Source organism: Leucobacter chromiireducens (assembly GCF_051993095.1).
GTDB lineage: Bacteria > Actinomycetota > Actinomycetes > Actinomycetales > Microbacteriaceae > Leucobacter > Leucobacter chromiireducens.
In genome coordinates this window covers 2,471,522-2,490,145 of sequence record NZ_CP197024.1, presented here as the reverse complement: position 1 = coordinate 2,490,145, position 18,624 = coordinate 2,471,522, and the positions used below count along the sequence as shown (strand labels likewise).

Annotated in this window: 16 protein-coding genes; 12 read left to right on the top strand and 4 right to left on the bottom strand. The window is 67.2% G+C overall.

What is annotated here, in order from left to right; all coding sequences use genetic code 11:
• The first annotated feature begins 2 nt into the window (after positions 1 to 2).
• From ACR81A_RS11175 to guaA, 7 genes are all read left to right on the top strand, one after another.
• The gene (locus ACR81A_RS11175; protein ID WP_025133752.1) at positions 3 to 803 is read left to right on the top strand and encodes an ABC transporter permease; all 801 of its coding nucleotides are present in this window, start codon (positions 3 to 5) and stop codon (positions 801 to 803) included.
• Entirely contained in the window at positions 803 to 1,858 is a 1,056-nt protein-coding gene (locus tag ACR81A_RS11170) for an ABC transporter ATP-binding protein (RefSeq protein WP_202381037.1), read from the top strand. Before ACR81A_RS11175 ends, ACR81A_RS11170 begins: the two co-directional genes overlap by 1 nt.
• A 164-nt stretch (positions 1,859 to 2,022) precedes the next feature.
• Entirely contained in the window at positions 2,023 to 3,525 is a 1,503-nt protein-coding gene (gene guaB, locus ACR81A_RS11165; protein WP_440311853.1) for an IMP dehydrogenase, read from the top strand.
• Positions 3,526 to 3,630: 105 nt separating this feature from the next.
• Entirely contained in the window at positions 3,631 to 4,752 is a 1,122-nt protein-coding gene (locus ACR81A_RS11160; protein WP_202381039.1) for a GuaB3 family IMP dehydrogenase-related protein, read from the top strand.
• 68 nt (positions 4,753 to 4,820) lie between these two features.
• Entirely contained in the window at positions 4,821 to 5,717 is an 897-nt protein-coding gene (locus ACR81A_RS11155) for an SURF1 family cytochrome oxidase biogenesis protein (RefSeq protein WP_337248887.1), read from the top strand.
• A gap of 10 nt (positions 5,718 to 5,727) precedes the next feature.
• Positions 5,728 to 6,216, top strand: coding sequence for a DUF3817 domain-containing protein (locus tag ACR81A_RS11150; RefSeq protein WP_440311852.1), 489 nt, complete (start codon positions 5,728 to 5,730; stop codon positions 6,214 to 6,216).
• Positions 6,217 to 6,342: 126 nt separating this feature from the next.
• Complete coding sequence (gene guaA / locus ACR81A_RS11145; RefSeq protein WP_202381041.1) at positions 6,343 to 7,935, top strand: glutamine-hydrolyzing GMP synthase; 1,593 nt, start codon at positions 6,343 to 6,345, stop codon at positions 7,933 to 7,935.
• Positions 7,936 to 8,088: 153 nt separating this feature from the next.
• Here guaA and ACR81A_RS11140 read toward each other — a convergent pair whose 3' ends face one another.
• Together ACR81A_RS11140 and ACR81A_RS11135 are read right to left on the bottom strand one after the other, a co-directional pair.
• Positions 8,089 to 8,448 carry an iron chaperone gene (locus ACR81A_RS11140; RefSeq protein ID WP_440311851.1) on the bottom strand — a complete coding sequence of 120 codons (360 nt, stop codon included), beginning with the start codon at positions 8,446 to 8,448 and terminating at the stop codon, positions 8,089 to 8,091.
• Positions 8,449 to 8,638: 190 nt separating this feature from the next.
• Entirely contained in the window at positions 8,639 to 9,478 is an 840-nt protein-coding gene (locus ACR81A_RS11135) for a Bax inhibitor-1/YccA family protein (protein WP_202381046.1), read from the bottom strand.
• Positions 9,479 to 9,615: 137 nt separating this feature from the next.
• On the opposite strand from ACR81A_RS11135, the gene ACR81A_RS11130 reads away from it, so the two are divergent.
• The gene (locus tag ACR81A_RS11130) at positions 9,616 to 10,638 is read left to right on the top strand and encodes a glycerophosphodiester phosphodiesterase family protein (RefSeq protein ID WP_440311850.1); all 1,023 of its coding nucleotides are present in this window, start codon (positions 9,616 to 9,618) and stop codon (positions 10,636 to 10,638) included.
• Between the two features lie 24 nt (positions 10,639 to 10,662).
• On the opposite strand, the gene ACR81A_RS11125 is transcribed toward ACR81A_RS11130, so the two are convergent.
• Entirely contained in the window at positions 10,663 to 11,667 is a 1,005-nt protein-coding gene (locus tag ACR81A_RS11125) for an asparaginase (RefSeq protein WP_237462217.1), read from the bottom strand.
• 89 nt (positions 11,668 to 11,756) lie between these two features.
• Between ACR81A_RS11125 and ACR81A_RS11120 the strand changes: the two genes are divergently transcribed.
• Positions 11,757 to 14,354, top strand: a complete 2,598-nt coding sequence (locus ACR81A_RS11120) for an ATP-dependent helicase (RefSeq protein WP_440311849.1) — start codon at positions 11,757 to 11,759, stop codon at positions 14,352 to 14,354.
• Between the two features lie 82 nt (positions 14,355 to 14,436).
• On the opposite strand, the gene ACR81A_RS11115 is transcribed toward ACR81A_RS11120, so the two are convergent.
• Positions 14,437 to 15,069 carry a TetR/AcrR family transcriptional regulator gene (locus ACR81A_RS11115; protein WP_202381049.1) on the bottom strand — a complete coding sequence of 211 codons (633 nt, stop codon included), beginning with the start codon at positions 15,067 to 15,069 and terminating at the stop codon, positions 14,437 to 14,439.
• A 266-nt stretch (positions 15,070 to 15,335) separates the two neighbouring features.
• Here ACR81A_RS11115 and ACR81A_RS11110 point away from each other — a divergent pair, with 266 nt between their 5' ends.
• The 3 genes from ACR81A_RS11110 (at position 15,336) to sucC (ending at position 18,600) form a co-directional block, all read left to right on the top strand.
• Positions 15,336 to 16,274, top strand: coding sequence for a diguanylate cyclase domain-containing protein (locus tag ACR81A_RS11110; protein ID WP_440311848.1), 939 nt, complete (start codon positions 15,336 to 15,338; stop codon positions 16,272 to 16,274).
• Positions 16,271 to 17,314 (top strand): diguanylate cyclase, encoded by a 1,044-nt coding sequence (locus ACR81A_RS11105; RefSeq protein ID WP_440311847.1) that lies wholly within the window; start codon positions 16,271 to 16,273, stop codon positions 17,312 to 17,314. Before ACR81A_RS11110 ends, ACR81A_RS11105 begins: the two co-directional genes overlap by 4 nt.
• Positions 17,315 to 17,433: 119 nt before the next feature.
• Positions 17,434 to 18,600 carry an ADP-forming succinate--CoA ligase subunit beta gene (sucC, locus tag ACR81A_RS11100; protein WP_202381052.1) on the top strand — a complete coding sequence of 389 codons (1,167 nt, stop codon included), beginning with the start codon at positions 17,434 to 17,436 and terminating at the stop codon, positions 18,598 to 18,600.
• Positions 18,601 to 18,624 lie beyond the last annotated feature (24 nt).

Below are 18,624 nucleotides of genomic sequence, written 5' to 3'. Positions count from 1 at the left end.
TCATGGTCAAAGCCGTACCCGGCTGGATCCGCGCGGTCGCGGTCCTGCTCGCCATCGCGATCGGCGCGTACATGCTGCTGCCCATCATCGTGGTGGCCATCTCCTCCGTGAACTCGGAGCGCTTCCTGAGCTTCCCACCCAAGGGCTTCAGCCTGCAGTGGTACGAGATGGTGCTCACGACGGACACCTACCTGCAGCCCTTCCTGACGAGCCTGTGGATCGGCCTCCTCGTTACCGCGGTTGCTGTGGTTGTGGGCACGGCCGCGTCGATCGCGCTGACACGCTTCCAGATTCCTGGCTCGCAAGCGATCCTGAGCTTCCTCATGGCGCCCATCATCGTGCCGAGCATCATTCTCGGCATCGCGCTGCTTGCGTTCCTCTCCGTCTACGCGGGAGGCGCCTCGCTCGGGGGCATCATCATCGGCCACATCGTGCTGGCGATCCCGTACGTCGTGCGCACCGTATCCGGTGTGCTGCTCCAGCAGGATCGCTTCACCGAGGAAGCCGCGCGCACCATGGGTGCGAACTGGTGGCAGCGCTACCTGCTGGTGCTCCTTCCGATGTGCAAGTCCGGCATTTTCGCCGGCGCGTTCTTCGCATTCAACATCTCCTTCGACGACGCGGTGGTCGCACTCTTCCTGCGCAGCCCCTCCGTTGAAACCCTCCCGCTCGCGATCTATGGCCGACTGGAGTTCAGCCCGGACCCGTCGGTCGCCGCGGTCTCCACCCTGATGGTGCTCGTCACCGTTCTCGTGCTCATCGGTTTCGAGCGCACCCTCGGACTTGGAAAGGTAATGGCCTAATGGCTGATCTCGTCATCTCCGGGCTGCGGAAAGAGTTCGGCTCCTCCGTTGCCCTGTCAGAAATCTCACTGGACGTCGCCTCCGGCACGTTCATGTCGCTGCTCGGCCCGTCGGGCTGCGGCAAGTCCACACTGCTGCGCTGCATCGCGGGGCTCGAGACTGTGACGCGCGGCTCGATCCACATTGGCGCCGAGAACGTCACCGCGCTGCCGCCCGAGAAGCGACGCCTCGGCATGATGTTCCAGTCGTACGCGCTCTTCCCGCACATGTCGGTACTCGAGAACGTACGCTTCCCGCTCCGCATGGCGGGGGAGGGATCGAAGGCAGAGCAGCTGGAGCGTGCGGCCCATGCGCTCGAGCGCGTGCAGATGGGGCACCTTGCCGGGCGGAAGCCGCGTCAGCTCTCCGGCGGTCAGCAGCAGCGAGTTGCCCTGGCGCGTGCGATCGTGTCGCAGCCGCGCGTGCTGCTGCTCGACGAGCCGCTCTCCAACCTCGACGCGCGGCTGCGCGAAGACATGCAGATCGAGCTGCTCGAGCTGCACCGCGAGCTCGGGCTTACCACGGTCTTCGTGACGCACGACCAGGATGAGGCGATGAGCCTCTCCGACCTCGTCGTGCTGATGAACGTCGGTCGCGTGCAGCAGCAGGGTCGCCCCGAAGAGATCTACGGCGCGCCGAGCACGGTGTTCGCCGCGGACTTCCTGGGAGCCGCGAACCTGCTGCCCGGCACCGTGACCGCGCAGGGCACCGTGCAGCTCGCGGGCGGCCACGAGGTACCGGTCCCGCCGCACACGCTGGCGATCGGCGCAGACGCTGTGGTGGGTCTCCGCCAGGAAGACCTCCGCCTCGAGGCTGGCGCCGATGATGATGCGGTACTGCCCGTCGAGGTCGTCGCTCCGGTGTTCCGCGGCTCGGAGGTGCAGTACGTCGTGGACTACGGTGAGCAGCGACTGCGTCTGATCGCGGACAAGCGCGGCGCGGTGATGCCCGCCGGGCCGGCACGCCTCAGCTGGCGCGTCGCCGACTCCTTCGTGCTCGATCCGGCGGACGTGTAACCGCCTGCTTCGCACGCCGCACCACCCCGCGTGGGGCGCCGAGGCGCCGCACGCACCGAGGCCCGGGAATATCACCCGGGCTTCGGTCGTTTACGATGGAACAAGCGACCCACCACCCACGGGCCTGCTGAGGACGTCCGCATCAATACCAGTAAAGAGGTTCCATGGAACAGCGCGATCCCTTCGCTTTCACCGGCCTGACCTACGATGACGTGCTGCTGCTGCCTGCGCACACCGATGTCATCCCCAGCGAGGCGGACACCTCGACCCAGCTCACGCGCCGTATCAAGCTGCAGATCCCGCTGATCTCTGCTGCAATGGACACCGTCACCGAGACCCGCATGGCGGTCGCGATGGCGCGCAACGGCGGGCTCGGGATCCTCCACCGCAACCTGTCGATTCAGGATCAGGCCGAGATGGTCGACCGCGTCAAGCGGAGCGAAGCCGGCATGATCACCAACCCCGTCACCACCACGGTCGAGGCGACCGTGGCCGAGGTAGACGCGCTGTGCGGCGAGTACCGCGTGTCGGGCCTGCCCGTCGTGGACTCGAGCGGTGTGCTGCTCGGTATCATCACAAACCGCGATATGCGCTTCATCGATCCGAAGGACCGTGCCAACGTGCGCGTCGCCGACGCGATGACGAAGATGCCGCTCATCACGGGCCCCGTCGGCATCTCCCGCGAGGACGCCGCCGACATCTTCCGCAAGCACAAGATCGAGAAGCTTCCCCTCGTTGATGGTGAGGGGCGCCTCACGGGCCTCATCACCGTCAAGGACTTCGACAAGGAAGAGCAGTACCCCTTCGCCACGAAGGACGACGCGGGTCGTCTCCGCGTCGGCGCTGCGGTCGGCTTCTTCGGCGACGCCTGGAAGCGTGCCGGCCAGCTCGTTGATGCGGGCGTGGACGTGCTCGTGGTCGACACCGCGAACGGCGACAGCCGCGGCGTGCTCGACATCATCGCGAAGATCAAGAGCGACCCGGCGTTCGCCGGTGTCGACGTGATCGGCGGCAACGTCGCGACGTACGCCGGCGCGAAGGCGATCGTCGACGCCGGCGCAGACGCCGTGAAGGTGGGCGTTGGCCCCGGCTCGATCTGCACCACGCGCGTCATCGCCGGTGTGGGCGTGCCCCAGGTCACCGCGGTCTACGAGGCAGCAAAGGCGGCCACGCCCGCCGGCGTGCCGGTGATCGCTGATGGTGGGCTGCAGTACTCGGGCGACATCGCGAAGGCGCTCGTCGCCGGAGCGTCGTCCGTGATGATGGGCTCGCTCCTCGCCGGTACCGACGAGAGCCCCGGCGACCTCGTGTTCGTGGGCGGCAAGCAGTTCAAGAACTACCGCGGCATGGGCTCGCTCGGCGCGCTCCAGACTCGCGGTGAGCGCACCTCGTACTCGAAGGACCGCTACTTCCAGGCGGACGTGCCGAGCGACGAGAAGCTGATCCCCGAGGGCATCGAGGGCCAGGTGCCCTACCGTGGCCCGGTCGGCGCGGTCGCGCACCAGATGATCGGCGGCCTGCGCCAGTCGATGTTCTACGTGGGCGCACGCTCGGTGCCCGAGCTGAAGGAGCGCGGCAACTTCGTCCGCATCACCTCGGCTGGGCTCAAGGAATCGCACCCGCACGACGTGCAGATGGTTGTTGAAGCGCCGAACTACAAGCGCTAAGCCCGCCGCACTGGGTCCCCGGGGCGCCGCTGACTTCGGTCGGCGGCGCCCCGCGGCGTTTCCGCGGCGGGGACACCCCCAGGCAGGGTTCGATAGACTGGGCGGGTGAGCAACGAGATCGAGATCGGCCGCGGCAAGCGCGCACGTCGCGTGTACACCTTCGATGAGATTGGGGTGGTGCCGACGCGACGCACCCGCGACCCCGAGCTCGTCTCGACCGCCTGGTCGATCGACGCCTTCCAGTTCGAAATTCCGGTGCTCGGTGCGCCGATGGACTCGGTGATGTCGCCAGAGTCCGCGATCGCACTCGGCAAGCTCGGCGGCCTCGGCGTGCTGAACCTCGAAGGTCTCTGGACCCGGCACGAAAACCCCGAGCCGCTGCTCGCAGAGCTGGCGCAGATCACCGACGGTGTCGAGGCGGTGCACCGCATGCGCGAGCTCTACGCAGCGCCGATCCTGCCCGAGCTGATCCGCGATCGCCTCGGACAGATCCGCGAGGCCGGTGTGACGGTGGCGGGCGCCCTCTCTCCGCACCACACTGCTGAGTTCACCGATACGGTCGTGAAGGCCGGCGTCGACCTCTTCGTTATTCGCGGCAACACGGTCTCGGCAGAGCACGTTGCGCGCGAGGGCCGCGAGCCCCTGAACCTCAAGCAGTTCATCTACGAGCTCGACGTCCCCGTGATCGTGGGCGGCGCTGCGACATACCAGACTGCCCTGCACCTCATGCGCACAGGCGCGGCGGGCGTGCTCGTCGGCTTCGGCGGGGGCGCCTCCTCGACGACGCGCGTAACGCTCGGCATTCGCGCGCCCATGGCCTCGGCAATCGCTGACGTTGCTGGCGCGCGCATGGACTACCTCGACGAGTCGGGTGGCCGCTACGTGCACGTCATCGCCGACGGCGGCCTCGGCAGCTCGGGCGACATGATCAAGGCCGTCGCCTGCGGTGCCGATGCTGTGATGCTCGGCGGTGCGCTCGCGAAGGCGACCGACGCCCCCGGTCGCGGCTGGCACTGGGGACAGGAGGCCCACCACGAGGATCTGCCCCGCGGTCGCCGCGTGGCAGTGGAGCAGGTCGCTCCGCTCACGGAGATCCTGAACGGCCCCGCAAACGTCGCAGATGGCAGCTCGAACCTCGTCGGCGCGCTTCGCCGCGCGATGGCCACGACCGGCTACTCGGAGCTCAAGGAGTTCCAGCGGGTTGGGCTCGTCTACGCCGAGCGCTAAACCCGAGTGCGCGCCGGCACCCCGGCGCGCACCCTGCCACCACGAACCGAGAAACGAGAAGACCTCCCGTGTCGACACCGTCGAAGCCCGAGTACCTGGGGGAGCCCACCCTCGGGCAGGTGATGCGCCGGCCGTTGTGGATCCTTGCACTGCTGCTCGCGCTCGCGGTCGCTGGCGGATTCGCGTGGCTCGGCCAGTGGCAGATGAGCATCGCGGTGCGCAGCGACGACCCCGAGCTCGTCGACACGGAGACGCCCCGCACCCTCTCCGAGGTGAGCGATCTCGCGAAGGGAGTGACGGAGGACGCCGCCGGCGTGGTCGTTGACCTGAGCGGAGAGTTCGTGCCGGGCGACTCGCGCGTGGTGGCGCCACGTCAGAACGACGGCACCAACGGCGCGTGGGTCGTGGGGCACCTCGTCACCGAGGATCCGGAGCGCGCGCACCTCGCCGTCGCGATCGGCTGGGCGCCCAGCCCGGAGGCCGCCGAGGCCGCCATCCCGCAGCTCGAAGCTGCCGCGGGCTTCGCCGCGCCGCGCGAGCTGGAGGGCCGCTACATGCCGCCCGAGGGGCCGCAGGTGCCGAAGCCTAGCGATGACCCGCAGGCGATGCCGACGATGATCCCCGCGCACTTCGCAAACGTGTGGGCCGACGTCGACGCCCCGGTCTACTCGGGCTACCTCGTGCTGCACGAAACGGCAGACGTCCCCGAGCTCCTCGCCGCAGCAGACCTCGATGTGGTCGACTCCGTGCCGCCGCTCCCCGCCGAGAAGGTGAACTGGCTCAACGTCTTCTACGCGATCGAGTGGGTCGTGTTCGCTGGCTTTGCCGTCTTCTTCTGGTTCCGCCTCACCCGCGACGCCTGGGAGAAGGAGCACGAGCTGAAGGCCCTCCGGGAGGCCGCCGAGCAGGAGGCCGCGGCCGGCCCCGATCCCGAGCGAGACCTCGCAGATTCCCGCCCCGAATAGAATGGACACCATGAAACTCCAGCCGAAGCCCTCCGACTACCCGCGGATTCGGAAGGCGCTGAGCTTCTACAAGGTCACCTCGGTGATCACGGGCGTGATGCTGCTGCTGCTCGTCGCCGTCATGGTCATGAAGTACGCGTTCCAGGTGCAGCTGTTCCTGTTCACTCCCGACGCGTTCGCCGAGTTCGTGCCGCTCGCCCCCGAGGGCGTTGACAGCGACTTCGTGCCGCAGGGCTTCGATCTGTTCAAGGCGATCCTCATCGCCCACGGCTGGTTCTACGTGATCTACCTGATCTCCGACTTCATGCTGTGGAGCCCCATGCGCTGGCACTTCGGAAAGTTCCTGCTCATCGCGCTCGGCGGCGTCATTCCGTTCATGTCGTTCTTCCTGGAGGCCCGTATTGTGCGCCAGGTCAACGGCTTCCTCGCGAGCGTCGACGGCGGCTCCGCGCCGGCGAGCGCCGCAGTCGACAGCAGCGCGGGATCGGCCTCGGCCTAGCCGCGCTCACCGTCCGCAGCGGAGTGCGCCGAGCCTCGATCCCAAGCTGGCCGCGCAGCCCCCGCTCAGGCGGTAGAATCTTCCCTTATCTCCCTCCCCACAGCTGAAAGGCCGAAGCACTCGAACATGGCGAATCAGGAACAACAGACGGACACCGGGCACCGCCCCGTCCTCGTGGTCGATTTTGGCGCGCAGTACGCGCAGCTGATCGCCCGCCGCGTGCGCGAGGCCGGGGTGTACTCCGAGCTCGTTCCGCACACCGTGACCGCGGCTGAGGTCGCGGCCAAGCAGCCCCTCGGCATCGTGCTGTCCGGCGGCCCCTCGTCCGTCTACGAAGAGGGCGCGCCCTCGTTTGACGACGCGATCTTCGATCTGGGGATCCCCGTGCTGGGGATCTGCTACGGCTTCCAGGTGATGGCTCGCGCGCTCGGCGGCGAGGTCGGCAACACCGGTGACCGCGAGTACGGCGCCACCGAGGCGACCGTGGTCGGCGATGGCGGCGCGATCCTGGGCGGCCAGCCCGACACGCAGAACGTATGGATGAGCCACGGCGACGCCGTGCAGGCCGCACCCGCGGGCTTCGACGTGCTCGCAAAGACCGCGGTGACGCCCGTCGCAGCCTTCGGCTCCGCCGAGCGCAAGATGTACGGCGTGCAGTGGCACCCCGAGGTGAAGCACTCGGACCACGGGCAGCGCATCCTCGAGAACTTCCTCCACCACGTCGCGGGGATCCCGGCCGACTGGAACGCGGGCAACGTGATCGCCGAGCAGGTGGCGCGCATCCGCGAGCAGGTGGGCAACGCCCGCGTCATCTCCGCACTCTCGGGCGGCGTGGACTCGGCTGTCTCGACCGCCCTCGTGCACAAGGCGATCGGCGATCAGCTGACCGCAGTGTTCGTGGACCACGGGCTGCTCCGCAAGGGGGAGCGCGAGCAGGTGGAGCGCGACTACGTCGCATCGACCGGTGTGCGTCTCATCACGGTTGAGGCCGAGGACATCTTCCTGGGCCACCTCGCCGGAGTCACCGACCCCGAAGAGAAGCGCAAGATCATTGGGCGCGAGTTCATTCGCGCGTTTGAGAAGGTGCAGCTCGACCTGGTCGCCGAGGCCAAGGCTGAGGGTGAGCCGATCAAGTTCCTCGTGCAGGGCACGCTCTACCCCGACGTTGTTGAGTCGGGCGGGGGCGCCGGCACCGCGAACATCAAGAGCCACCACAACGTCGGTGGGCTCCCCGAAGATCTCGACTTCGAGCTCATCGAGCCGCTGCGTGCCCTCTTCAAGGATGAGGTGCGCGCCATCGGCCGCGAGCTCGGCATTCCCGAAGAGATCGTTGGGCGTCAGCCGTTCCCCGGCCCCGGCCTGGGGATCCGCATCGTGGGCGAGGTCACCCGTGATCGTCTGGAGACGCTGCGCGAGGCCGACGCGATCGCTCGCGCCGAGCTGACCGCGGCAGGTCTGGACCAGGAGATCTGGCAGTGCCCCGTCGTGCTGCTCGCCGATGTGCGCTCTGTGGGCGTGCAGGGAGATGGCCGTACCTATGGCCACCCCATCGTGCTGCGCCCCGTGTCCTCCGAGGACGCGATGACGGCTGACTGGACGCGCGTGCCGTACGACGTGCTCGCCCGCATCTCGAACAAGATCACCAACCAGGTGCCCGAGGTCAACCGTGTGGTGCTCGACGTGACGTCGAAGCCGCCGGGGACCATCGAGTGGGAGTAAGCCTTCCGGCGTTCGCGTCGCTCGGCTAAACCGGAAACGCCGGGGTGCACCATGCGGGTGCGCCCCGGCGTTTCTGAGTTTCTGCGCGGGCAATGCTGCGTTCCTGCCCCGGCGTTGACGTGTCTGCAGGGGCGGCGATCGCGATGGTGCCTGTTAGCGCGCGGCGGCCGCTTCGATCTGCGCCACCCGGCGCGCAACGAAGCGGGCGAGGAGCTCGTCCGGAAGCGTCTCGCCCGCGCGGAGGTGGATCGAACCCTTGGTACTGCCGAGGCCCGCGGCGGTCACCTCCTCGGCGAGTTCCCCGAGGTTGCCGTACGGGTACACGCCAATGTGGTGCTTGGTGAGTATCGCGGAGAAGAGACCTTTTCCCCGGTACAGGAGCGCTGGCATGTTGTAGGAGCGGCCCTCGTCGGCGTCAGGAACGAGCTCGCGCACGCGTGCGTAGAGCCCGGCGATCCGGGCGCGCTCGGTCTCGGGGAGCTCGGCAATGTAGTCGGTGACCTCGGTGCTCATGCATGCAGTCTGCCACTGAGTCGCCAAAACTTCGCCCCCGAGTCCTTGGAGAAGTGTGGGACGCGGGGGGCTGGGTGCGCTGAATGTTCCCCGCCGCGGGAGTTCTCATGCGCGAAGAGATGGCGCACATACAAACGGCAGCGGGGGTCCGGCCAAAGCCGAACCCCCGCTGCCGCAGCGCGTCGGGCGACTAGTCGTTGCCGCGGAAGATCGCGAGCAGACGCAGGATCTCGACGTAGAGCCAGATCAGCGTGACCATGAGGCCGAAGGCCGCCGACCACGCCCACTTCTCGGGGACGCGGTTGCGCACGCCGTTCTGAATGAGCTCAAAGTCCATCACGAGGGAGTACGCCGCGAGGAACACCGCGAGGAGACCGATGACGACACCGAGCGGCATACCGAAGATCTCGATGCTGCGCGCGCCGAACATGCCGGGGGTGACGCCAGTGAGCATCAGCACGAAGTTGACGAGCGAGAAGACCAGGTAGCCGACCATCGCGATGAGCACGATCTTGGTCATGCGCGGGCTCGTGCGGACCTTTCCGCTGCGGAAGAGGAGCAGCGTGACACCGAAGACCGACAGCGTGCCGATCACGGCCTGCGAGACGATGCCCGGCCACTGCGCCTCGTAGAAGCCAGAAATACCGCCGAGGAAGAGTCCCTGCGCCACCGCGTACAGCACGATGAGCGGAACGCTCGGCTCCTTCTTGAAGGAGTTCACGAGGCCCAGCACGAGGCCGGCGATTGCGCCGGGGATCGCGAGGACGGGCATGAACCAGCCCACGGCGCCGAAGGCGAGCACGGTAAGGAAGAGAAGCACCGTCTTCGAGATGGTGTTCTCGTAGGTCATCGGCTTGTCGGACGGGGCGATGACGGGCGGCTGCTCGCCGCCGAAACCAGCTTCCGTCGGAGTGTCGATGCCGGGGCGCTGCGTCTGTGCAGCGGGCTGATCGTAGATACGGCGCAGCTCATCAGCGCTGAGGGTCTTGCCATTCAGAGCCGGGTTGTTGCTGAGAGCCGGGTTGCTCATGCGTCGGGATTCCTTTCCAGGCGTATGCGAGTGGTTCTAGCCTAGTGAGGGCGGCTTTGGAACCGCTGGGATTTTTTCGCTGTTCGTGCACGGCGTACGCGAGTGATTGCGCGCGGCGCGTGCCCTACGCTTAAGGCATGTCATCACGTGCGGCCGGCGGGCCGCTCATCATCGGCCACCGGGGGGCTCCTGGCTACCGCCCGGAGCACAGCGCCTCGGCGTACCGCCTCGCGTTTGAACTCGGCGCTGACGCGGTTGAGCCCGACATCGTGGTGTCTCGCGATGGTGTGCTCGTGGTGCGGCACGAGAACGAAATCTCGGGCACCACGGATGTCGCACGTCACCCCGAGTTCGCCTCCCGCCGCACCACGAAAATCGTCGACGGCAAGAAGCACACGGGGTGGTTCGCAGAAGACTTCACCTGGGCGGAACTCTCAACGTTGCGCTGCCGCGAACGGCTCGCGAAGGTGCGGCCAGACAACCGTGACTACGACGGCACCGAGCCGATTCTGCGCCTCCGCGACGTACTCGCCATCGTCGACGAGGAGAGCGCTGCCCGCGGCCGAAAGCTTGGCACGGTGGTGGAGGTCAAGCACGCGCACTTCCTCGCCGAGCAGGGCCACGACATCGGGGCATTGCTGCTCCAGGAGCTCGCGGACACCGGCTGGGACGCGAAGCCCGAGCAGCTCGTCATCGAGTCGTTCGAGCTGGGGGTCCTCGAGCAGCTGAGCCGGGCCCGGGTCCGCGGCACGCTCGTGTTCCTGACCGAACGATTTGGCACGCCGCCAGACGAGCCCCGACCCGGCCGCGCCGCGCGGAGCTACGGCTGGTACCGGAGCGACGCCGGGCTCGATTTCCTCGCGCAACGCGTGGACGGGATCAGCGTCGCGAAAGGCAACCTCATCCGAGTGAACGCGCTCGGTCGGGCCACCGGACCCACCGACCTCGTGCACCGCGCGCACGCGCGCGGCCTGCTCGTGTTCACCTGGACGCTCCGCCCCGAGAACCGTTTCCTCAACGTCAAGCACCAGTCATCTCTGCGTGGCGCGGAGTGGGGCGACTGGCAGAGCGAGTTCGAACTCATCATCGCCTCCGGAGTGGACGGCGTGTTCCTCGACCACCCCGACCTCGCGGTCGCGCTCCGCGAAGCGTGGGAGTAGGCCGAGCCCCGATCCCGATCGAGACTAGTGCGCGACTCCCGCGCACTCGCCAACGAGGTTGCGCTCCATGAGCGCGCGCAGATCCGAACCCTGCACACCGCAGTCGAGCAGGTACCCGAGCTTTGCGATGGCGGCCTCGAGCGTGAGATCAGTGCCGTCGATGACGCCGGACCCCGCGAGCTCCTGGCCGACGGCGTAGCGAGAGAAGTCCACGCCACCCATGGCGCACTGCGAAATCGCCACGACTGGGATCTCCGCGCTGATTTCCCGGAGCACGGCCGTCATTCCGGGTCGCGCCATGGGGCCGTTGCCGCTGCCGTAGCACTCGAGCACGAGCGCGTCGGGGCGGCCGCCCACTGCCGCGCGCACATCCGCGACCGTCATGCCGGGCACGAAACGAAGTGTGAGCACCCGCGCGAGGCCGGCGTGCTCCTGCGCGGAGAGGCGCGGGAGCCCGAGCGGGCGCGGGGCGAGTTTCGACTCCGCGCGGAACGCTGTGAGCGCGCGGCTGTCGTGCTTCGTGGTGCGCACGGCGGGGAGGAGCGCGCCGCCGAACGCGACCGTCACGGGCGAGCCCGGGGCCGCCTTGACTGATGCGCGGATCGCGAGTGAGAGGTTCGCGCGAGCGTCGGTGTCTGGGGCGCCGTGGGCGAGCTGACTCCCGGTCACGACCACGGGCACGCCCAGATCGCCAAGTTCGAAGGCGAGGCGCGCTGCGGTGTAGGCGAGCGTGTCGGTGCCGTGCGTGATGACGACGCCGCGCGGGCGGTGCGTGCGCACGCGGGCGCGAATGGCGCGGGCGATCTTTGGCGCCGTCTCCGCGTCGGCGTTCGCGCTGTCGATGGGCGGCAACAAGTGGTTGATCCGCGCGCTGATCCCGAGCGGGCCGCAGATGCTCGCGACGAGTCGCTCGAGGACCTCCGGGAAATCGGGATCGGGGGCGAGGCCGTGGTCGGTCTCGCGCATGCCAATCGTGCCGCCCGTCGCGAAGACGAGCACGGAAGGGGTGCCGGAGGGGAGAGCTGACATCCCTCCATTGTGGCCGATCCTGATGGCGACCGGGAAAGCGGGACGCGGGGGCGCGGGTGTCGGTGGTGCAGCCTAGACTGGACCTCACAATGAGCGACTTCGAACTTCTGGATCCCGGCGCCCCCGCAGGCGGCCCGTTCACCGCTGAAGCGGGCGGCGTCGACCCGCTGCTCGACGGCTTGAACCCTGCACAGGAGCGCGCGGTGATCGCGCGCGGCCCGGCGCTGCTCATCGTCGCTGGTGCAGGTTCGGGGAAGACCCGTGTGCTGACGCACCGCATCGCGCACCTGATCCGCGAGAAGGAGGCCTGGCCCAGCCAGATCCTCGCCATTACGTTCACGAACAAGGCGGCGGCCGAGATGCGCGAGCGGATCGGTGGCCTCCTCGGGGATGCGGCCGAGGGCATGTGGATCTCCACCTTCCACTCGGCGTGCGTGCGCATTCTGCGGCGCGAGGCGGAGCGCTTCGGCTACGTTTCCGGCTTTACAATCTACGATTCGGCGGACTCGCGTGCGCTGCTGAAACGCATCATCAAGGAACTCGACGCGGATAGCTACGGCTTCACTCCCGCGAACTCGGGTTCGAAGATTTCGCGGCTGAAGAACGAGCTCACCGACGCGAGCGGCTATGCGGCGACGATGAACGAGAGCGATCCGCGGGATCGACTCTTTGTCGAGATCTTCCGGATGTACGAGCAGGAGCTGCGTCGCGCGAACGCGTTCGACTTCGACGATCTCATCGGTCAGACCGTGCACCTGTTCCGCGCGCATCCCGACGTGGCTGCCGTGTATCAGCGCCGCTTCCGTCACATTCTGGTCGACGAGTACCAGGACACCAACCACGCGCAGTACTCGCTGATTCGCGAGCTCACACGACCGATCCCCACGGAGCAGGTGGATCGGCTCGTGCCACCCGTGCGTGCGCGCGAACTCGACGCGAACGGGCGCATTCCCGGGGCGAGCCTCACGGTGGTCGGTGACTCGGATCAGTCGATCTACGCCTTCCGTGGCGCAGACATCCGCAACATCGTGGAGTTTGAGCGCGACTTCGCCGGCGCAGAGGTCGTGAAGCTCGAGCAGAACTACCGCTCGACGCAGAACATTCTGTCGGCCGCGAATGCCGTGATCGGCAACAACTTCGACCGTCAAGAGAAGAACCTCTGGACCTCGGAGGGCGATGGTGCGAAGATCGTCGGCTTCACCGGCTATTCGCAGCACGACGAGGCGCGCTTCGTCGCTGAGGAGATTGAAGACCTGCACCGCGAGGGCTTCGACTACAACGACATGGCGGTGTTCTACCGCACCAACTCGCAGACGCGAGCGCTGGAAGAGCTGCTCATTCGCTCGGCGATCCCGTACCGGGTGCTCGGCGGAACGAAGTTCTACGAGCGCGCCGAGGTGAAGGACGCGATGGCGTACCTCACCAGCATTGCGAACCCGTACGATCCGATCGCATGGTCGCGCCTGTTGGGTGCGCCCAAGCGCGGCATTGGTCCGATGGCGGAGGCCCACCTCGCGAACTTCCAGGAAGCCCAGGGTATCTCGCTCCACGAGGCCATGCTGCGAGTCGACGAGGTGCCGCAGATCGGCCCGAAGCTGCGTGGCACCGTGCGGCAGCTGGCTGAGCTCCTCACCCGCGCATCGCGGATGGCGGTGGGCGGCGGCGCAACAGACGTCACCGCGGCACCCGGCGAGGAGGCCGAGGAGAAGCAGCCGGCGCCCGTCGGCGACCTGATGAAGCTGATCCTTGACGAGACCGAGATGGTCGAGAAACTCCGGGCTCGCAGGGACCCGCAGGACGATGCGCGCGCGGAAAACCTTGAGGAACTCGTTGCGGTGGCGCGCGAGTTCGACGCGAAGCAGCCGGGGGCCGGCCTGCTCGCTTTCCTCACGGAGGTGAGCCTCGTCGCCGCGGCAGACGACCTCGACGATACGAGCGGCACCGTGTCACTCATGACGATGCACACAGCGAAGGGGCTTGAGTACCGCGCGGTCTTCCTCACCGGCGTCGAGGAGGGGCTGATCCCACATCAGATGTCGGTGGACGAGGTGGGCGGCGTGAACGAGGAGCGTCGTCTCATGTACGTGGGGATCACGCGCGCCCGGGAGCGGCTCTACCTCACGCTCGCGTCCACGCGCGCGACCTTCGGAGACGTGTCAGTGGCAATGCCCTCGCGCTTCCTGCAGGAGATTCCCGAGGGGCTTATCGACTGGCGGCAGTCGCCCGGCGAAGTGACGAGCCGCGGTGGCACGGCGTCGCGTGCGCTCAACGCGCCGTCGCGGCCGGGCGCGAGCGGCTCACGCTCGTGGTCGAGCCGCAATGCAGATTCCGCGGTGTCGTTCGGGGCGGGGAGTGGTTCGCGCGGCGGATCCGGCGCGGCAGCGGTCTCGGAGCCCGCGAGCGGAAATATGCAATCAGCTCTAGACCAGTGGCGTGAGCGGAAGCGCGCAGCAAAGGCGGCCCAGGCGGCCGGCGGCGGGTTCCCGAACACAATCGGCGCTGGCGCGCGAGACAACGGCGATCTTGAACTCGCGACCGGCGACCGGATTCGGCACGACGACTATGGCGAGGGTCGGGTTACCGGGGTCACTGGGTCGGGCACGAAACGAATCGCGCACGTGGTGTTCGATTCGGTCGGGGAGCGGAAGCTGCTCGTGAAGCTCGCGCCCATCTCGAAGGTGGAGTAGCGCCCAGCGCCCGGGCGCGGAGAGGCGCAGCGCTGAGGTGCGGAGGGGCGCAGCGCCCAGGTGCAGCTGCGCCCCGCCCGGGCTAGTCGGTGCCGAGGAGCTTGCGATACTCCGCCATCACTCGATCGAAGTCGCCTTCTTCTGCGGTGGTGTCGCCGGAGGACAGCATCCACTCGGTCATTTGTGTGGTGATGACTCCGTGCATGAGCGTGACCGCGAGCGACGCCTCCCGGGTGGGGGAATCGAGCTTCGCGTACTTGGGATTCGCCTCGAGCCAGGCTGCCGCGGTGACCGTGAGCGAGTAGGCAGATTCAAGGAGCGATGACGCCGTCATACGACCGGCGAGTGGCTGCTCCATGATGAGCTGCGTGCGCAGCCGCGCCACATCGGAGTTCACATAGTTGTGGCCGATCGCGGCGAACAGCAGACGGAATACCCCAAGGGTAAGGTCCTCTGGGCAGCTGTCCAGAATGCTGAACGCCTCGGTCCCTTCCGGGAGGCTCACCGCGCGGCCGACGATCGCGTAGTCGCGTGACGGGAAGTAGTTGAAGAACGTGCTGCGGGAGATGTCGGCCCGCTCGCAGATTGCCTCGACCGTGACATTCTCGACCCCGAGTTCGAGGGCGAGCATCACCGCGGACGTCTCGATCGCGTTCTCCGTGGCTCGCCGCTTCCGTGCGCGGAGGCCTTCGGGCTTAGGTGCTGCGGAACTCATCAACTCGGCTTCATCTCCGGCCGAGCCCGGGGTTGCGGAGCGCTCATCCCTGAGCGGGCGGGTTCGGCTGCCTTCGAGTCTAGCGACGAGGACTGGGAAACTCAGGAACAGCGAACACAGGGAAAACCCTGTGGAAAGCAAGGCAAAGTGTGTACGCTACCTGTGGGCAATTGCGCGTGGGGCGCAATTTGGCGTGCGCGAGGGGGTAAGGAGTGGCCGGGATACGTCCATTTCTACGTCGGCAAGACGCTCACTCGGCCTACCTGATGTTCGCAGCGCTGCTCCTGAGCCTGACGCTCGTTGCCGACCTCGCCTTTCATCGAACGATGGACAATCGCTGGTTCGTCTGGCTGCTGCTGCTCCTGTGCGGGAGCGGCTCGCTCGTCACGTTGGTACTCGGTCGCCGCGTGCCGCGCTGGGTGGGTACGGCCGCGGTGCTGCTCTTCCTCGTGGCGCAGACATACTTTCTTGGGCTTGCGGACGATTCGGCCTCGGTGATCGCTTCCGTGCAGCAGCTTCCCGTGGTGGCGTTCTACCTCGGCTGGTTTGTGCGGCCGCGGTTTGCGATGCTGCTCATCGCGGTGAGTCTCGTCGTGTTCGGGGTCGTGATGTCCCGCAACCCCCTCTTCGCGCAAGACGGTGCCATCGGCGTTCCCGTCGCCGTGCACGCGCTCCTCGTGATGCTGTTTTGCTACGCGTCCGGAACCTACCTCTGGCGGCGACAGGTGCGCATCGCGTCGACCGATCCGCTCACCGGCGCGAGAAACCGCACCGGCCTGAGCGATCGCTTGGATTACCAGTTGCGCCGCCGCGCGTTCTCCCGCGCACCGCTCAGCGTGGTCGCGGTGGACTTCGACCGGTTCAAGGAATTGAACGACACTCGGGGCCACGCCGCGGGGGATCTGGTGCTGAGTCGAACGGTGACCGCCTGGAAAGACGCGATTCGCTCGGGCGACTCGGTGACGCGGCTCGGCGGCGACGAATTCGCGTTGATCTTGCCCCGCGCGACTGAGCGTGAGGCGCAGACCATCGTCGACCGCCTCCGGGAGGTGTCCGAGCACCCGTGGTCCTGGGGCATCGCGCAGGCGCTGCCCGGCGAGACTGCCGACGAACTCCTCGCCCGCGCGGACGCGAAGCTGTTTGCTTGGAAGCGTGTGCGTCGTGCTCGCGAGGACCGACAGCGTGAGATCGGCGGACCCCGATGAGCGAGTCAGGCCGGATCACGCTCCCGATTGGCGGAGACGTCTCCGCGCTCGAACGTGCGCGACTCCTCGCGCAGGCGCAGTGGGAACGCTTTGCTCGGTGGCAGACGCCGTTCTCAATCGTGAGCGCGCTGATCCCGCTCTTGCTTGCGCTCGTCTTCCTCTCGGACCTGCTGTTCCCGCACCCTCGGATCGACGCATCCGCCGTAACTTTGTGGTTGCTCGTCTACCTCGTTGCGGGAGTCATTCCCCTCGTGTTTGGGCACCGCTACCCGCGCTGGGCAGGCATTCTCATGGTTGCGCTGATCGAGGTGTGGTCGTCGTTTTTCCTCGTGTTCGTGCAGCACCCGCACGCCGAGATCAATGCGCTGCTCGAGCTGCCCGTGATCGCACTCTATGTCGGGTGGTTCTACTCGGGTGTCGTCGCCAGGATGTTCATGGGGCTGAGTATCCTGCGAGTCGGTTTGTCACTGATTTGGAACCCTGACCTCGGTCACGGCCTCGGCTCACCGACCATCATGATTGCGTACTCCGTCTTCATTGCGCTGTTCTGCTTTGAGGGTGCGCGGGCCGTGCGACGGCAGGGCCAGGTGCAAGCGCGCACTGATTCGCTGACCGGTGCGCTGAACCGCCGCGGCCTGCTGATGGCGGCCGACGAGTTCCGGCAACGCGCCCGGCAAGCAGGAGAACCGGTGGCCGTCGCGCTCATCGACTTCGACGACTTCCGTCTCTTGAATGAGGAGGGCGGCCACGTGGCGGGCGACGAGGCTCTGCGCGAAAACGCCGAGCACTGGATGCGCGCGGTCGGCATGCGCGGGATCACGGGGCGTTCGGGGGGCCTCGTGGCGCGCCTCGGCGGTGACGAGTTCGTCGTGGTGCTGCGCGCGAGCCGCACCGATGCCGCGACGCAGCTGTGTGAGATGCGAAAGCGCGCCGGACACGCCTGGTCCTTCGGTCTCGTAGCGGTGGGTGCAGCGGAGGATCTCGACGCAGCGATTCAGCGCGCGGACGCTGAGCTCTACCGGGCAAAGGGCGGCCGCTAGCTGGGTGGGCGCGGAGGGTCGGCGCGTTCTGCAGTGCTAGACTCGGGCCTGGTCGAGTTATCTCGACATCGAGACATTTTCTGCCTCGCTTCCTCTGACGAAAAAACAAAGGACAGTACGTGGATCTGTACGAGTACCAGGCACGAGACATCTTCGAAGAATACGGAGTGCCGGTGCTTGCCGGCATCGTCGCCGATACCCCGGACGAGGCGCGCGCCGCAGCTGAGAAGATTGGCGGCGTTGTCGTTGTCAAGGCTCAGGTGAAGGTGGGCGGCCGTGGTAAGGCCGGCGGCGTGAAGGTCGCCAAGAACGCCGATGAGGCATACGCAGCAGCCGAGGCAATTCTCGGGCTGGACATTAAGGGCCATGAGGTCAAGCGAGTGATGGTCGCCGCAGGCGCCGACATCAAGCAGGAGTTCTACTTCTCCGTGCTGCTCGACCGCGCAAACCGCTCCTACCTCTCCCTCTGCTCCGTTGAGGGCGGCATGGAGATTGAGGTGCTGGCGGTGGAGAAGCCTGAGGCGCTCGCGCGCATCGAGGTGAACCCGCTGACCGGCATCGACGCGGCGAAGGCCGAAGAGATCGCTCGTGCAGCGAAGTTCCCGGAGGAGCTCGTCGCCAAGGTCGCAGCGGTCTTCGAGAAGCTGTACCAGGTGTACGTGGGCGAGGACGCCACGCTCGTTGAGGTTAACCCCCTCGTGCTCACGGGTGAGGGCGACATCATCGCGCTCGACGGCAAGGTATCGCTTGATGAGAACGCTGAGTTCCGTCAGCCGAAGCACGACGCGCTCGCTGACAAGGGCGCCGAGGACCCGCTCGAGGCGAAGGCTAAGGCGCAGGATCTCAACTACGTGAAGCTTGACGGTGAGGTCGGCGTGATCGGCAACGGCGCGGGCCTCGTCATGTCGACGCTCGATGTCGTCGCCTACGCGGGCGAGAACCACGGGGGCGTGAAGCCCGCGAACTTCCTCGACATCGGTGGTGGTGCATCGGCCGAGGTGATGGCCGCCGGCCTCGACGTGATCCTCGGGGATCCGCAGGTCAAGTCCGTCTTCGTGAACGTGTTCGGCGGAATCACCGCCTGCGACGCGGTTGCCAACGGCATCGTGGGCGCGCTCGCGAAGCTCGGCGACGCGGCAAACAAGCCGCTCGTGGTGCGCCTCGACGGCAACAACGTTGAAGAGGGCCGCCGGATCCTGAACGAGGCGGCGCACCCGCTCGTGACCCAGGCCGCGACGATGGACGAGGGCGCCGACAAGGCCGCCGAGCTCGCCAACGCCCGATAACCCGACGCCGAGACTCACGGAAAG

Bases quoted from the DNA above. Each gene is read 5' to 3' on its own strand.
- ACR81A_RS11110 (WP_440311848.1), top strand. From the start codon at position 15,336: ATGTTCGCAGCGCTGCTCCTGAGCCTGACGCTCGTTGCCGACCTCGCC.
- ACR81A_RS11115 (WP_202381049.1), bottom strand. From the start codon at position 15,069: ATGAGTTCCGCAGCACCTAAGCCCGAAGGCCTCCGCGCACGGAAGCGG.
- ACR81A_RS11150 (WP_440311852.1), top strand. From the start codon at position 5,728: ATGAAACTCCAGCCGAAGCCCTCCGACTACCCGCGGATTCGGAAGGCG.
- guaB (WP_440311853.1), top strand. From the start codon at position 2,023: ATGGAACAGCGCGATCCCTTCGCTTTCACCGGCCTGACCTACGATGAC.
- ACR81A_RS11135 (WP_202381046.1), bottom strand. From the start codon at position 9,478: ATGAGCAACCCGGCTCTCAGCAACAACCCGGCTCTGAATGGCAAGACC.
- ACR81A_RS11140 (WP_440311851.1), bottom strand. From the start codon at position 8,448: ATGAGCACCGAGGTCACCGACTACATTGCCGAGCTCCCCGAGACCGAG.
- ACR81A_RS11175 (WP_025133752.1), top strand. From the start codon at position 3: ATGGTCAAAGCCGTACCCGGCTGGATCCGCGCGGTCGCGGTCCTGCTC.
- ACR81A_RS11105 (WP_440311847.1), top strand. From the start codon at position 16,271: ATGAGCGAGTCAGGCCGGATCACGCTCCCGATTGGCGGAGACGTCTCC.
- ACR81A_RS11130 (WP_440311850.1), top strand. From the start codon at position 9,616: ATGTCATCACGTGCGGCCGGCGGGCCGCTCATCATCGGCCACCGGGGG.
- ACR81A_RS11125 (WP_237462217.1), bottom strand. From the start codon at position 11,667: ATGTCAGCTCTCCCCTCCGGCACCCCTTCCGTGCTCGTCTTCGCGACG.
- ACR81A_RS11170 (WP_202381037.1), top strand. From the start codon at position 803: ATGGCTGATCTCGTCATCTCCGGGCTGCGGAAAGAGTTCGGCTCCTCC.
- guaA (WP_202381041.1), top strand. From the start codon at position 6,343: ATGGCGAATCAGGAACAACAGACGGACACCGGGCACCGCCCCGTCCTC.
- ACR81A_RS11120 (WP_440311849.1), top strand. From the start codon at position 11,757: ATGAGCGACTTCGAACTTCTGGATCCCGGCGCCCCCGCAGGCGGCCCG.